This window comes from bacterium (genome assembly GCA_031082185.1).
GTDB lineage: Bacteria > Sysuimicrobiota > Sysuimicrobiia > Sysuimicrobiales > Humicultoraceae > VGFA01.
Map to the genome: position 1 here is coordinate 95,082 of JAVHLI010000001.1, position 14,787 is coordinate 109,868.

At 66.9% G+C, this 14,787-nt stretch carries 10 protein-coding genes; 6 read left to right on the plus strand and 4 right to left on the minus strand.

The genetic code is table 11. The annotated features are described in order from the left end of the window. Nucleotides 1–96: 96 nt before the first annotated feature. Genes RDU83_00500 through RDU83_00510 form a run of 3 tightly spaced genes read left to right on the plus strand, consistent with a single transcriptional unit; the run spans nucleotide 97 to nucleotide 3,657 of the window. Complete coding sequence (locus RDU83_00500) at nucleotides 97–1,710, plus strand: ABC transporter substrate-binding protein (protein ID MDQ7839486.1); 1,614 nt, start codon at nucleotides 97–99, stop codon at nucleotides 1,708–1,710. A 56-nt stretch (nucleotides 1,711–1,766) separates the two neighbouring features. Continuing rightward, on the plus strand, nucleotides 1,767–2,777 hold the full coding sequence (locus RDU83_00505) for an ABC transporter permease (GenBank protein MDQ7839487.1): 1,011 nt from the start codon (nucleotides 1,767–1,769) through the stop codon (nucleotides 2,775–2,777). Nucleotides 2,778–2,787: 10 nt separating this feature from the next. Then, nucleotides 2,788–3,657 (plus strand): ABC transporter permease, encoded by an 870-nt coding sequence (locus tag RDU83_00510; protein MDQ7839488.1) that lies wholly within the window; start codon nucleotides 2,788–2,790, stop codon nucleotides 3,655–3,657. 13 nt (nucleotides 3,658–3,670) lie between these two features. On the opposite strand, the gene RDU83_00515 is transcribed toward RDU83_00510, so the two are convergent. Beyond that, complete coding sequence (locus tag RDU83_00515; GenBank protein MDQ7839489.1) at nucleotides 3,671–4,651, minus strand: GNAT family N-acetyltransferase; 981 nt, start codon at nucleotides 4,649–4,651, stop codon at nucleotides 3,671–3,673. Between the two features lie 39 nt (nucleotides 4,652–4,690). Here RDU83_00515 and RDU83_00520 point away from each other — a divergent pair, with 39 nt between their 5' ends. Next, nucleotides 4,691–5,869 carry a M20 family metallopeptidase gene (locus RDU83_00520; GenBank protein ID MDQ7839490.1) on the plus strand — a complete coding sequence of 393 codons (1,179 nt, stop codon included), beginning with the start codon at nucleotides 4,691–4,693 and terminating at the stop codon, nucleotides 5,867–5,869. A gap of 9 nt (nucleotides 5,870–5,878) precedes the next feature. Here the strand turns inward: RDU83_00520 and acnA are convergent, their stop codons facing one another. Continuing rightward, nucleotides 5,879–8,614: an aconitate hydratase AcnA gene (gene acnA / locus RDU83_00525; GenBank protein ID MDQ7839491.1), complete on the minus strand. Its 2,736-nt coding sequence runs from the start codon at nucleotides 8,612–8,614 to the stop codon at nucleotides 5,879–5,881. Between the two features lie 94 nt (nucleotides 8,615–8,708). On the opposite strand from acnA, the gene RDU83_00530 reads away from it, so the two are divergent. Continuing rightward, entirely contained in the window at nucleotides 8,709–9,644 is a 936-nt protein-coding gene (locus RDU83_00530) for a glycerophosphodiester phosphodiesterase family protein (protein ID MDQ7839492.1), read from the plus strand. Nucleotide 9,645: 1 nt separating this feature from the next. On the opposite strand, the gene RDU83_00535 is transcribed toward RDU83_00530, so the two are convergent. Then, on the minus strand, nucleotides 9,646–10,092 hold the full coding sequence (locus tag RDU83_00535; protein ID MDQ7839493.1) for a Spy/CpxP family protein refolding chaperone: 447 nt from the start codon (nucleotides 10,090–10,092) through the stop codon (nucleotides 9,646–9,648). 143 nt (nucleotides 10,093–10,235) lie between these two features. Here RDU83_00535 and RDU83_00540 point away from each other — a divergent pair, with 143 nt between their 5' ends. Next, nucleotides 10,236–13,664 carry a GAF domain-containing protein gene (locus tag RDU83_00540; GenBank protein MDQ7839494.1) on the plus strand — a complete coding sequence of 1,143 codons (3,429 nt, stop codon included), beginning with the start codon at nucleotides 10,236–10,238 and terminating at the stop codon, nucleotides 13,662–13,664. On the opposite strand, the gene RDU83_00545 is transcribed toward RDU83_00540, so the two are convergent. Continuing rightward, a complete protein-coding gene (locus tag RDU83_00545; GenBank protein ID MDQ7839495.1) occupies nucleotides 13,661–14,785 on the minus strand; it encodes an ABC transporter ATP-binding protein in 1,125 nt (374 codons plus the stop codon). The genes RDU83_00540 and RDU83_00545 overlap by 4 nt on opposite strands. Nucleotides 14,786–14,787: the final 2 nt, after the last annotated feature.

Genomic DNA, 14,787 nt, shown 5'->3' on the forward strand with positions numbered 1-14,787 from the left:
TTCGGGCCAACATAGGGTAACGACCCGATACCGGGTCGGGTCCACGCCTGATAGCGTGAAGCCGAGCACCAGCACCTAGCAAAGGAGGCGAGTGAGATGCGCCGGAGATACGGTACTGCATCCCCGATTGTCGCCGTGCTCCTCGTGAGTTTGGTGTTTCTCCTGGCCCCACCGTCGTCGGGAGGCCCGTACGATCCCAGCACCCTGGTGGTCGGGATGAATACCGGCATTCTCATCACCCTCGACCCGGCGGTCGTCTACGAGGTCGAGGGCGCTGTGATCGTCGACCAGCTGTACGACAAGCTGGTGGATCTGGAGATGGTCGGGGGCAAGATGCAGGTGGTTCCTGAGGTGGCAGAGTCCTGGACCCTAGCCGATGACGGCCGGACCTGGACCTTCAAGATTCGCAAGGGCATGAAGTTCCCGAGCGGCCGCCCGGTAGACGCCCACGCCGTCGTCTACTCGATGCGCCGCGCCCTCCGCCTCAACCGCGCCAACGTGTGGCTGTTGAACCAGATCGGGTTCACGAAAGACAACGCGGAAACGACGGTCAAAGCCCTCGATCCCTATACCGTCCAGCTCGTGGTCTCCGAGGCCTTTGCGCCCACGCTTGTCCTCTCGATCCTCACCTTTCCCCTGACCAGCGTGCTCGACCCGGGCGTGGTAGAAGAGCGCATCCGAGAGGGCGAGTTGGGCGCGGACTGGCTGAAGGATCACAGCGCAGGCTCCGGCCCCTACATTCTGATGCGCTGGGAGCGGAATGATGTCGTGGACATGGTGGCGAACGCCACCTACTGGCGCGGCATCCCGCCCATCAAACGGATCATCATTCGGGACATCCCCGAACCCGCGGCACAGCGCATTGCCCTGGAGAAAGCGGACATTGACGTGGCCTGGAACCTGTCGCCGCACATGCGTCAGGAGATCCGCAAGGCAAAGACGCCAGGACTGGCGATCGTCACGGTCCCCGGACACGGGATTGAGTACATCGGGATGAACGTCAAGTACGCACCACTGGCCAAGGAGCAGGTGCGTGAAGCGATCCGCTGGGCCGTCGGCTACAAGCCCATCCTGGAAGGCATCATGTTGGGGGAGGCCATCCCGCTTCAGACATTCGTTCCAACAGGGTACCTCGGCTACAACCGTGCCATGCCGTTCAAGCAGGACCTGACCAAGGCCCGCCAGTTGCTGGCCGAGGGCGGCTATCCCACCGGGTTTGAGGTGGAATTGACCACCAGTGCGCCGCATGCCACACGGGGTGACATCGCACAGGTTGTCCAGAATGATCTAGGGAAGATCGGCATCAAGGTCAAGATCATGCAGATGTCCGCCGGGGTGATGTACGCGAAATTCCGTGAGCAGGGCCTGCAGCTGATTCTGGCTGGATGGGGCGTGGACTATCCGGACCCGGATGCCCTGGCGAAGCCCTTCGCAGACGGCACGATCAAACAGCTTGCCTGGCGCAACGCCTGGATGGATCCGAAAGCCACCGACCTCGCCAAACGGGCCATGCTCGAGCGCGATACCGGCCGGCGCGTTGCCCTCTACAAGGAGCTCACCGATCTCGTCCTGCACAAGGGCGCATTCGTCATTCTATATCAGACGACCAACAACTGGGTCATCCGGAGCAATGTCAAGGACTTCGAGGAGGCGGCCGCGATCGGCACCATGCACTTCGACTTCACGAAGATCCGCAAAGAACGGCCCTAGAGTGTAAGAGTCCGGGGGCCTCTTCCCAGAGAAGGGGCCCCCAGCGAGGCTTCCCCATGAACCTTGCCACCTACGTGGCCCGGCGGCTGGGACTGATGGTGTTTGTCCTCTTTGGGGTGCTGGTCATCACTTTCGTCGTATCGCACGTCATCCCGGCAGACCCGGTCGGGGCCATCCTTGGGGGCAATGCCCCTTCGGAGAAGGTGGATGCGCTGCGCGCGCAACTCGGTCTGGACAAACCGCTGCCCGAGCAGTTCGTCGCCTACCTGTGGGGCGCGGTCCACGGCGATCTCGGGAGATCGCTGCGCACTGGCCGGCCCGTTTGGGACGACATTCAGCAGTACTTCCCGGCAACCGTCGAACTCACGATGAGCGCCATCTTTCTGGCTATCATCCTTGGTGTTCCGATGGGGGTCATCTCGGCGGTCCGACGGAACCAGGCGCCTGACCACGCGGCCCGCCTGTTCTCCATCGTGGGAGTCTCGATGCCCGTGTTCTGGACCGGTCTGGTCCTGATGCTGCTGCTGTACTACCGGTTCGGATGGCTTCCCGGCCCGGGCCGGCTCGATCTCGCCGTGCTCCCGCCGCCCAGCCGCACGGGCCTGCTGCTGCTGGACGGTCTGGTTGCACGCAACTGGGAGGCGGTCCGCAATGCTCTGGCCCACCTGATCATGCCGGCTTTCGTGCTTGGGTATGTTGCGACGGCCACCATCGCTCGCATCACCCGCTCGAGCATGCTTGACATTCTGAGCCAGGACTTCATCCGCACGGCGCGCGCCAAGGGCCTGCGCGAGCAGGTGGTCATCCTCCGCCACGCACTCCGCAACGCCCTCATCCCGACCGTCACGATTATCGGTCTGGTATTCGGGGGACTGCTGGAAGGGTCGGTGCTGACCGAGACGATCTTTGCCTGGCCGGGGCTAGGACGTTACATCACGACTGCGTACATCACGTTGGACTATCCGGCGGTGATGGGTGGAACACTGTACATCGCCGTCGTGTTCTCGATCGTGAATCTGGTGGTGGACCTGACGTATGCGGTCCTCGACCCCCGCATCCGCCTCTGAGGCCGGGCGTTTGCCCGAGCGGGCGTACGTGTCGCCCCGCTACGAAGAGGTCCGGCGTGCGTACCGCCTCTGGCGCCGCAGCCCCCTGACGATCGTCGGGACTGTGCTCATCGGACTCCTGCTCGCCGTGGCCGCCCTGGCGCCACTGATAGCGACGCACGATCCACTGGCGCACGATTTCTCGGTCCGGTTACAGTCGCCAAGCCACACTCACCTGTTTGGCACCGACCAGTTTGGGCGCGATATCTTCAGCCGGGTTATCCACGGCTCTCGGATCGCGCTGCAGATCATCCTCATCGTCTCGGTGATCAGCGGGGGCATGGGCACGATCACCGGGTGGGTCTCGGGCTACTTCGGTGGGCGTGTGGACGAGGTTCTCATGCGCCTGACGGACGTGTTCCTGGCCTTCCCCAGCCTTGTTCTGGCCATGGCGTTTGCGGCGGCGCTGGGGCCGAGCCTCCCCAACATGATCCTGGCTATCTCGCTTGTCACCTGGACCCCGTATGCGCGGATGGCCCGCGGTGAGACGCTCCGGACTAAGACCCAGGACTTCGTCGAGGCCGCGCGCGCCTTGGGCGCCAGCGATGCGCGGATCATCATCCGGCACATCGTGCCGATGACAGTCTCAGTCGTCATCGTGCAGCTCACGCTGCGCATGGGGACGATCGCCCTGACGGCGGCCGGCCTGGGATTCCTGGGGCTGGGCGCTCAGCCCCCGACGCCGGAGTGGGGCGCCATGGTGAGCGACGGGCGCTCCTACCTCGTGGACCAGTGGTGGATGTCCACCCTGCCCGGGTCGGCAATCGCCGCTGCGGTGCTGGGGTTCAACCTGCTAGGCGACGGGATCCGCGACATCCTCGACCCGCGCCTGCGCCGCTGACGCGCCGCCCACGTTAACCCTCCAGCCTCTTTGCGAATGTCACCCACGCCGGCATCCGCACGAACCCGAGCTTAGCGTTGATCGCGAGCATGACCTCGTTCCGGCTGCTGTTGAACGTGCGGATCACCCGGTAGCCCTGCTCTTGAGCGTATTCGATGGTCGCTACCTTCAATGCCATAGCGACTCCCTGCCCGCGGTGGGCCGGGAGCACCGCGGTGAGTTGTTGGTGGAGCAGGCCCGGATCGCCGTCGCTGCGCTTGAGCGCACTTTCGCCCACGTAGAGGTCTCCCATCTTGGCCAGGAAGAAGGCGTCGAGCAGCACACGTGGATGGTGGACCTCCTGGGCCAGGAACTCCTCTTGTGTGGGCGGCGTGGGCGGTTCGGGGTCGTCGCGGGGTATGTCAATGTCCAGGACGCAGTGCGCCAGGTAGACGGCTTCTAGGCAGTTGGCGTCGCGGCGGAGTTCTTCTTGCAGTGTGGTGATTGTGAACCCCAGCCGGCCCATGCGCTCTAGGTAGCCGCGGAACCGGTCCAGGTTGACGCCGGCGACCTCCAGCCGTGACTCGAACTCGCGCGCCTGCTCGACGAACCCGTAGCGTTGCAGGAATACGACGGCGCGGCTCCGGTCCTCGCGCGTCCAGGCCTTGAGCCGGCGCCCGCCATGGGCCCTGACCGCGGACAGGATCTCATCCATGAGCCGACTGCCGATGCCCCGGCCCTGATGGTCCGGGTGGACGTTCACGAAGGAGAAGAACTTCTCCGGGTGGTGCGCCCAGGGGACGTGGCGATAGCCGGCGTGGGCGACCACCTCGTCCGTACCAGGGGCAGTCGCCACCAGCCACTCCGAGACGTAGCGCCTCCGGTCAATCCGGGAGATCTCGTGCCGCATCTCCTCTACGGTGGTGGGCAGGTCCGGGTTGATCGCGTTGTGTATCCAGGCCAGCGCCGGGAGGTCAGCCTCGCTCAGTTCTCGAACGATCGTCTCTGCGCCCATTGCGCAGACATTCTATCAGGATCTACAGAGGAGGACACCGTGAGTCACGCATCTATGAACGCCTCCGCCCGCCTGGCAGCCGCCACGGCACGCCGCACCGAGGACGCGCTTCGTCTGCTCGAGATTCTGGTCAACATGGACACGGGCTCCCGGTCGCTGGACGGCCTGTCCACGGCGGGCAACTGGATTCAGGAGCAACTTGAGGGCCTGGGCCTATTGGTAGAGCGGCACGAGCACGCGGATGCCGGACCCACGCTGGTAGGCCGCAGGTCTGGGTCCGGGCGCCTCCGGTTGCTCTTCCTGGCGCACTACGATACCGTATTCGACCCGGGCGAGCCGGCGCGCAGACCGTTTCGGGTTGAGGCAGGCCGGGCGTACGGGCCCGGAGTGGCGGACATGAAGGGCGGTATCGTAACTCTGTGGGAAGCGCTGCGGGTCCTGAACGGGGAAGGGTGGGACAACTTCGCGACGCTGACCGTGATTCACAACGCCGACGAGGAAGTCGGCTCGCTGGCCTCGCGGGGCATTATTGAGGCCGAGGGTCGGAACTGCGACCTCTGCCTCGTGCACGAACCGGGCCGACTCGACGGGTCGGTGGTCACCGCGCGGAAGGGCGTTGGCAGGTACGTGTTGACGGTACACGGTAGGGCGGCCCACGCAGGCGTCAACCCACAGGACGGTGCAAGCGCGGTCGTGGCCCTGGCGCGCAAGATCCTGGAGATCCACGCGCTCAACGATCCTGCCAGGGGCGTCTCGGCCAACACGATTGTGACCGCCGGCGGTACCCGATCGAATGTCGTGCCCGACCTGGCCGCGGCCGAGATTGATCTGCGGCTGCCTACCGTCGCGCTCGGCGCGGAGGCAATCGCGCGGCTGGAGGAGATCACGCAGGCCCAGCACCTCCCCGGTACACACGCAACGCTTTCCGGCGAGGTCAACAGGCCGCCGTTTGAGGCCGGGCCGGGCAGTCTGGCGCTGTTCGAACTGGCGCGCGAGGCCGCGGCAGTGCTCGGATTCCCGCTTACCGCCGCGACGACGGGCGGCGGTTCCGACGGCAACTTCATCGCGCCGCTTGGCGTGCCCGTACTTGACGGCATGGGCGCGGTGGGCGGAGGATACCACGGTCCCGATGAGTACCTGGAACTCGCAACGCTGCCGCGGCGCGCGGCTCTGACGGCGCTGCTCGTTTGGGAGGTCTGCCGCCGAGGGGCGGCCTAGGAGGGGGGTCTAGCCGGGGCCCTCGCCCAGCATCCGCCTCAGCATCATGTTCAATATGCCGCCGTGGCGGTAGTACTCGATCTCCACCGGCGCATCTATCCGCACGAGTGCCTCGAACACAGTCTCGGCGCCGTCGGGGCGCCGCGCACGCACCCGGACGCGCTGCCGCGGTCGGAGGCCCGCCTCGATTCCCTCGATCGCATAGACTTCGGAGCCGTCCAGCCCGAGCGTTGCGCGGCCCTCGCCCTCTGCGAACTGAAGGGGGAGAATTCCCATCCCCACCAGGTTGCTGCGGTGTATGCGCTCGTAGCTCTCGACGATCACTGCGCGCACCCCGAGCAGGGCCGGGCCCTTCGCCGCCCAGTCGCGCGAGCTACCTCCGCCGTACTCCTTGCCGGCAATGATGATGAGCGGAACGCCCTCCTGCCGGTAGCGCATCGCCGCGTCGTAGATGAACATGACGTCGCCGCTGGGATGGTGGACGGTCTTCGGGCCCTCGACACCGGGCAGCATCTGGTTCTTGATCCGGATGTTGCCGAAGGTGCCCCGCATCATCACCTCGTGGTTGCCGCGCCGCGCCCCGTAGGTGTTGAACTCCGCCTGGGGCACGCCTCGCTCGATCAGGTATTGCCCGGCCGGGCTATGGGCCGCGATCGAGCCGGCCGGCGAGATGTGATCGGTTGTGATGGAGTCGCCCAGCACGGCCAGGGCGCGGGCGCCGGTGATGTCGCGCAGCGGCGGCGGCTCGGCCGGAAGGCCGACGAAGAACGGCGGCTCCTGAATGTATGTGGACGCCGGATCCCATTCGTAGATCGCGCCTTCTGGGATCGGGAGACTTTTCCATGTGTCGCCACCCTCGAAGACCCGCGCGTACTGCTCTTGGAACTGCTCCTTCCGCAACGTGGCCTCCTGGGCCGCTCGGATCTCGTCCTGCGTGGGCCAGAGGTCGCACAGGTAGACAGGAGCGCCGTCCCGGTCGTGTCCCAGCGGGTCGCTGGTGAGGTCAATGTCCACGCGGCCGGCCAGGGCGTACGCCACAACCAGAGGCGGCGAGGCCAGGTAGTTGGCCCGCACCAGTGGGTGGATGCGGCCTTCGAAGTTGCGGTTGCCGCTCAGCACCGCGGCTGCTACCAGGTCGCCCTCGCGCACCGCCGCTGCCACCGGATCCGGCAGCGGGCCGCTGTTGCCGATGCAGGTCGTGCAGCCGTAGCCGACTACATGGAAGCCGAGCTGCTCAAGCGGGGCCAGCAGCCCGGCGTCGCGCAGGTACTCGGTGACAACCCGGGATCCGGGTGCCAGGCTGGTCTTGACGTGACCGGGAACCCCTAACCCGCGCTCAACTGCCTTCCTGGCCAGCAGTCCTGCGCCAATCATGACCGACGGGTTGGAGGTGTTCGTGCACGATGTGATCGCGGCTATGACCACCGCCCCGTGCCCGATCTCGCCGCTGGGGCCGTCAGGTGGGACCGGGACCGATCGGAGAGGGACCGTGCGTCCCGCCTGCTCGCCGGTCAGGTCGAAGCCACGCTCGGACACCGGCGCGGTCAGGGCGGAGCGGAACGCGCGGCCGGCCGCTCCCAGCGCCACCCTGTCCTGCGGTCGCTTGGGACCAGACAGGCTGGGTTCAACGGTCCCAAGATCGAGCGTCAGGATCTCGCTGAACTCGGGCTCCGGCGTCGCCGCGGTCCGGAACAGCCCCTGCTCCTTGCAGTAGGCCTCGACCAGCGCCACCTGCGATCCAGAGCGCCCGGTAAGGCGTAGATACTCCAGGGTCTCATCGTCCACAGGAAAGAACCCAACTGTGGCGCCGTACTCAGGTGCCATGTTGCCGATCGTCGCACGGTCGGGCAGCGTCAGCGCAGCCACTCCATCGCCAAAGAACTCGACGAACTTGCCAACTACTCCCCGCTTCCGGAGCACCTCGGTCACGGTCAGGACCAGGTCGGTGGCGTTCACGCCCTCGCGCAGGGCGCCGGTCAGCCGGAAACCCACGACCTCGGGCAGGAGCATGTAGAATGGCTGGCCGAGCATGTTCGCTTCGGCCTCGATGCCGCCCACGCCCCAACCCAGCACGCCCAGGCCGTTGATCATCGTCGTGTGCGAATCCAGCCCCACCAGCGAGTCGGGAAACGCGGTCGTTATGCCGCCCGACGTGCGTGTTGCAACGACGGTGGCCAGGTACTCCAGGTTGACCTGATGGACGATGCCGGTGTTGGGCGGTACGAGCTGGAAGTTGCGGAAGGAGTTCTGCGCCCAGCGGAGGAACGCGTACCGCTCGCGGTTGCGCTCGAACTCGCGCTCCGCGTTCACGGCCAGTGCCGCGTCAGAGCCGAACGCGTCCACCTGGACCGAGTGATCAATGACCAGGTCCACGGGGTTTGTGGGGTTTATCCTGGCGGGATCCCCTCCGCGGCGGTGCAGCTCGGCGCGCATCGCCGCCAGGTCGGCCACCGCGGGGACGCCCGTCAGGTCCTGCAGCAGCACCCGCGCCGGCAGGAACGGAACGTCGCGCTCCGATGGCTTCGGGGTCCACCCGGCGACTGCCCGGACATCGTCCTCGGTTATCAGCACGCCGTCACACTGGCGCAGCGCAGCCTCCAATAGTATGCGGATCGAGAACGGCAGGCGGTCGGGTCGTCCGAGCCCCGCACGCTCCAGGTGGCCCAGCCGGTAGATCTCCACCGTCCCGTTCGGGGCCCGTAGTGTGTCCCTGGCGCCAAACACATCGAATACATCAGCCGGCATGCGTCACCTCACAGGGTGTCTCCTAACGCCGTCCGCGTCGTTGATTACAACGGGCTCCGGTGGACATCCATTCCACCCCGCCTCCGGGCAGGAGATGAACCCCGGCAAGGCCAAGAACAAGAACGAGATGAACATGACTTCTTGTGCGCGGAGCCGTCGGCGACACCTCCTGGGCCCCCCGGGCATTGCCCTGATCGCTTGGGTCATCACCGCCTCGGCCATCATCGCCGTGCCCTGCCTGGCCCAGGCCTTATCGGTAGACGTGCACGCCCATCGCGGCGGCGCCGCGATGGCGCCGGAGAACACGCTGGCCGCGGTGCGCAGTGCGCTGGCGCTGGGCGCGGACGTTATCGAGCTCGACCTGCACGTATCGCGGGACGGCGCGGTCGTGGTCATTCACGACGCGACGCTGGACCGCACGACCACCGGCCGTGGGTTCGTTCGCGAGACGGCGCTGGCCGACCTTCAGCGCCTCGATGCCGGGGGCTGGTTCCACGCGCGCTTCGCCGGCGAGCGAGTCCCGACGCTGCGCGAGGTGCTGGAAGTGGTCAAGGGGCACGGCAACGATCGGGTGCGCCTGAACCTCGAGACCAAGTACGATGCCCGAGGCCCCGCCCCACCGGCGAACTTCGAGGAGCTGGTGCTGGAGCAGTTGCGCGCGGCAGGGCTGTCGGGCCGCACGATTGTCCAGTCGTTCTACTACCCGTCAATCGTCCGAGTGAAAGCGCTCGACTCCTCGATGACGACCGCCGCGCTTCGGTCGCCCCTGAACCCTCCGCTCGATCCGGTCGCGGACGTCCGGGCGGCGCGCGCAGACATCTACTCGCCCGGCTTCCGCCTGGTTACCAAAGAGGCGTTAGAAGCCCTGCACCGCGCCGGCATACCGGTGGTCCCGTGGACCGTGAACGAGCCGGCCGACATGGAGCGCCTCCTGGCGCTGGGAATCGGCGCGCTGCGCGGCGACGGTATTATCACCGACCACCCCGACCGGCTCATCCAGGTGCTGCGGGCGCGAGGCCTGCGGCCCTGACTTAGCGGACGCGGTCGCGGCGGGCCCTCATTCGCTGCGCGTTCATTTCCTGGAACCGGCTCCACTGCTCCGGTGTCAGGATCCCCCGCAGCTCCAACGAAACCTCCAGGCGCGCGCGCACCATCTGGCCGTACAGATCGCCGATACGGCGTGAGATCGCCTCAATCCGCGCCCGGTCGGGCTTGGCCTCGAGCATCAACTCACGGGCATCGAGCCGGGCCCGTCCCTGTGCGATCCTGAGCTTCGCGGTGCGCTCCCTGTGCGCGGCAAGAACCTGCTCGACCCGTGTGGCCTGAGCTTCGGTCAGCCCTAGCCGCTGGCGGAGCCCCGCTCCCCCCGGCCCTGGCGCACCCGGCCCAGGCGCTCCGGGCGCCTGCGCGCTGGTGACACCGGTCCAGGCCGAGGTCACCAGCGCCACGGCAAGGACACAGATGAGGAAGTACCGCATCACTACACCTCCTAGAATAGCGTATCTCAGCGTATCTCAATGCGTTGGACGCCGGTGGACCGGGGGCGGGTTGAGCGGCGGTACTGGTAGGTGCGGTATTTGGGCATATCTATATGGATGAGCGCGGCGGAGGCAACACACCCATGACGAAACGTCGAGACAACCGTTCCCCCGCGCGTGACGCCGAGGAGAGGTTCCAGGCGCTCTCCCGGCTCGTCTCGGATTACGGCTACGCCTTTCAGGTGATGCCCGACGGAACCCTGCGCGGTGAATGGGTGTCCGAGTCGTTCACGCGGGTTTTCGGGTATACCCTTGACGAAATACGGGCGCAGGGCGGATGGCAGACCATCGTGCACCCGGAGGACCTGCCGGCTGTCATCGAGCACACGCGCCGGGTTGCCTCCGGTCAGCCGGACGTCGTCGAGTGTCGGTTCCTGACCCGGCGTGGAGAGACTCGCTGGCTGCTCGACCAGGCGATCCCGGTTTGGGATCCCGCGCAGACGCGGGTGGTCCGGATCTACGGCGCCGCGCGCGACATCACCGAACACAAGCAGCTGGTGCGGTCGCTGCAGGAGAGCGAGGCGCGGTACCGCCACTTCTTCGAGCACGACCTGACGGGCGATTACCTCACGACCGTGGACGGACAGATCCTGGACTGCAACGAGGCGTTTGCCAGGCTCTTAGGGTTCCAGTCGGTAGAAGACGCCATGTCGGTCAGTGCCGCCTCGCTGTACCCCTCGACGCGCGGCCGCGAGGCCTTCTTGCAGAAGGTGCGGACCGAACGGCACATCTCGGGCCTCGTGACCGACCTGGTGCGGGCCGACGGCACCCAGATAGTGGCGGTGGAGAATGTCCTGGGGGTCTTCGACGATCGCGGCGAGCTCGTGCAGATCCAGGGCTACATGTTTGACATCACCGACCGCGTCAGGGCCGAGGAGTCGCTGCGGCGCAGGCTCGAGATGGAGGGCATCGTCGCCGAGACCTCCAGGGCGCTCTCGAACACGACTCCCACTGCGTTCGACGACGCGATCAGCGAGGCGTTGAGGCGGATCGGCGAGTACAAACAGGTGGACCGGAGCTATCTCTTCCTGCTCTCGGAGGACGGCTCCACCATGAACAACACGCATGAGTGGACCGCCGAGGGCATCAGTCCCGAGATCGAACGGCTCCAGGGCCTCCCGACGGCGGTCTTCCCCTGGTGGATGGAGCGGCTGCGCCGTGGCGATATCATCCACGTCACGCGCGTCGCCGACCTTCCCGCCGAAGCGCGCGCCGAGCGCGAGATCCTGGAAGCGCAGGGGATCCAATCGGTGCTCGTTGTGCCCTTGATGGCCAGAGGAAGACTGGCCGGGTACTTGGGGTTCGATGCGGTGCGGACCGAGAAGGCCTGGACCGACGAGGGCATCCGATTGCTAACCATGGTGGCGGAGAGCATCGCCGCGGCGCTGGAACGAAAACTCGCCGACGACGCCCAGCGCCGCCATCTTCGGGAGACGCTGCTCCTCAACCAGGTCATCGCCGCGGCGTCCTCGGCGCTGGACCCCCGCGATCTGCTGCGCGAGGTGTGCCGCGAACTCGCCCTGGCCTTCGCTGTACCGGCGGCTGCCGCCGCGCTCCTGTCCGAGGATCGCACGCGGCTCGACGTGATCGCCGAGGAAACGACCGACCCCCAGATCTCTGTCCACGGGCTGAGCGTGCCGTTGGGGGCGGCAGGGTTCGAGGGGCTGTTCGGAGCGAATCTCACGCGGCCAAGGGTCATCAACGACGTGATGGTCAACCCCAGCGTGGTCCCCATTGCCGAGGCGCTCCAGGGCCGCTCCATCTCCACCCTCGTCGTGGTGCCCCTGGTGATCCACGAGGAGCCGGTCGGGGTTGTCGCGTTGATGACCAGCAGGCCCCGCAGGTTCTCGGAACACGAACTGTCGCTGGCCCTTCGTGCCACGGCCGCGGTCGGCCAGGCGCTGGACAACGCGCGGTTGCACGACCAGACGCGCCGGCGCGCTGAGGAACTGAGCACGCTGGCCGCGGTTTCTACTGTTCTGCGCGCCGCGCCCGGCCGCGCGGAGATGCTCCATGCGGTGCTGGACCGGGTACGGGACCTGCTGCGCGCCGACGGGGCATCGCTGGCGCTGCAAGATCCGCTCACCGGCGATACGGTACACGAGTTGGGCGCCGGGGCGTGGGCCGCGTGGACCGGCGACCGCCTGCCCCAGGGTGAGGGGATCAGCGGGCACGTCATCGTCACCGGAGAACCCTACGCGAGCGCCGACGTGCGCACCGATCCGCTGCTTGCGAACCTTGCCCCCTTCGCAGGTGTCCACTCGGCGGCCTGCGTCCCACTGATCACCGACACGCAGACCATCGGCGCCCTGTGGGCCGGCCGCCATGCCCCGTTTGCGGGCGACGAGGTTCGATTGCTGGGCGCCATCGGCAACATGGCGGCCACGGCCATCCACCGGACCACATTGCGCGAACAGACCGAACGGCAGTTGCACCGCCTGACCACCACGCGGGCCATTGACCGAGCCATCACCTCCAGTCTCGACCTCCGCATAATCCTGAAGCTGCTCGTAGAAGAGGTAGCGGCGGTCATGCAGGTGGATGGCGCGGCAGTGCTTCTGTTCCGCCCTGCGATGATGGCGCTGGAGCCCGCGGCCAACAGCGGGGTGCCCTTCCTGGCAAACCGGACGGCTTCCATTCCGGTGGCGGTCGGGCCCGCAGGACAGGCAGTGCTCCAGCGGCATGCAGTCTCCATCAGCGACCTCAATCAGGCCCCTGCCCGCCTGGCCCGCGCCATGGAACAGGCCGGATTCGTCGCCTACCTGGTGGTACCGCTGATAGCCAGGGGAGAGGTCAAGGGCGTGCTGGAGCTCTTCAGCCGCACCACGCTGTCGCCGATGCCGGACTGGCCGGAGTTCCTCGACGGCCTGGCCGCCCAGGCGGCCATCGCCATTGACAACGCGGAGATGTTCGAAACGCTGCAGCGCTCCCATCTCGAGCTGGCCTTCGCGTACGACGCGACCCTTGAAGGATGGGGCAGGGCACTGGACCTGCGGGATCGAGAGACAGAAGGGCACACCCGGCGCGTGACGGAACTGACGCTGCGCCTGGCACGTGACATGCGAGTCCCGGAGGCCGAGTTGGTACACGTTCGCCGCGGATCGCTCCTGCACGACATCGGCAAGATGGGCGTGCCGGATGCCATCCTGCTCAAGCCCGGCCCTCTGACCGACGACGAATGGGAGGTGATGCGCCGGCATCCCACGCTTGCCCGCGAGATGCTCGCGCCGATCCCGTTCCTGAGGCCGGCGCTGGACATCCCCTACTGCCACCATGAGCGGTGGGACGGCACAGGGTATCCTGAGGGGTTGGCGGGAGAGCACATTCCCACTACGGCCCGAATCTTCGCCGTGGCAGACGTCTGGGACGCGCTGCGGTCGGACCGTCCATACCGTCAGGCCTGGTCCGAGGAAGAGGCGCTGGCGTACATACGCAAGCAGGCCGGGAAGCACTTCGACCCCGAGGTGGCCCGCCGGTTTCTGGACCTGCCGGCGGAGGCCCGTCGGGGCTAAGCGGAGTGCCGAAGCAGCAGCACGTCCTCGGGTGAGAACCGGACCGCGATCGGCCCTCCCTCTGCGAAGCGCAACTGCGTGCGGGGATTGGCGGCCTGCGCGCGGATCAGCGCCCCGTCCCGGAGTTCGATTTCGCAGGTCATAACCCAGCCCAGGTAGTTGCGCAGACGCAGCGTGCCGCGCAGGATGTTGCCGGCGTCGGCCGCGTGACCCCCGGCCTCGTCGGGGGAGACGATCTCCAGCACCTCGGGCCGCAGGCACACCGTGACGCGCTCACCGGCCGCAAACCCCGCGTTGCGGGACGCCGAGGCGTGGAGTACCTCCCCGCCTTCCAGCGCGACGGCGATTTCCTCGCCGGAGACGGCGCGGATCACGCCGGGCAGAAAGTTGGCTCCGCCCAGGAAGTCCGCAACAAACGGGTCGGTCGGACGCTCATAGACATCCTGGGGCGAACCGATCTGCATGAGGTGCCCGCGGTGCATGACCGCGACGCGCGTTGAGAGCATCAGCGCCTCTTCCTGGTCGTGGGTTACGTAGATGGTGGTGATGCCCAACTGCCGCTGCAGCTTGACCAGCTCGTTGCGCATCTGCACCCTCAGCTTGGCATCCAGGTTGGAGAGGGGCTCGTCCAGCAGCAGCAGCGCCGGCTCCACCACCACGGCGCGCGCCAGCGCAACCCTCTGCTGCTGTCCTCCGGAGAGCTGCGACGGCAGGCGACCGCCCAATCCTTCCAGACCAACCAGGCGCAGCGCCTCCTCCACCCGTCCTGCGATTTCACCGCGCCGGGTCCGGCGCTCCACCAGCCCGAAGGCCACGTTTTCGAACACCGTCATGTGCGGCCAGAGGGCGTAGTTCTGAAAGACCATGCCGATGTTGCGGTGCCAGGGCGGGACGCGCGTCATGTCGCGCCCGTCGAAGAGGATCTCCCCGGCGTCCGGCTCGAGCAGCCCTGCGATCATCCGCAGCGAGGTCGTCTTGCCGCAGCCGCTCGGCCCGAGGAAAGTGAAGAACTCCCCACGCTGGATCGAGAGCGAGAGGTCGTGCACCGCGACCATGTCCTGGAAGCGGCGAGATAGGCCGCGCACTTCGACTTCGACGGGCTGGCTGCGTAGGCTGACCATTG

Bases quoted from the DNA above. Each gene is read 5' to 3' on its own strand.
- RDU83_00515 (MDQ7839489.1), bottom strand. From the start codon at position 4,651: ATGGGCGCAGAGACGATCGTTCGAGAACTGAGCGAGGCTGACCTCCCG.
- RDU83_00540 (MDQ7839494.1), top strand. From the start codon at position 10,236: ATGACGAAACGTCGAGACAACCGTTCCCCCGCGCGTGACGCCGAGGAG.
- acnA (MDQ7839491.1), bottom strand. From the start codon at position 8,614: ATGCCGGCTGATGTATTCGATGTGTTTGGCGCCAGGGACACACTACGG.
- RDU83_00530 (MDQ7839492.1), top strand. From the start codon at position 8,709: ATGAACCCCGGCAAGGCCAAGAACAAGAACGAGATGAACATGACTTCT.
- RDU83_00545 (MDQ7839495.1), bottom strand. From the start codon at position 14,785: ATGGTCAGCCTACGCAGCCAGCCCGTCGAAGTCGAAGTGCGCGGCCTA.
- RDU83_00535 (MDQ7839493.1), bottom strand. From the start codon at position 10,092: ATGCGGTACTTCCTCATCTGTGTCCTTGCCGTGGCGCTGGTGACCTCG.
- RDU83_00500 (MDQ7839486.1), top strand. From the start codon at position 97: ATGCGCCGGAGATACGGTACTGCATCCCCGATTGTCGCCGTGCTCCTC.
- RDU83_00505 (MDQ7839487.1), top strand. From the start codon at position 1,767: ATGAACCTTGCCACCTACGTGGCCCGGCGGCTGGGACTGATGGTGTTT.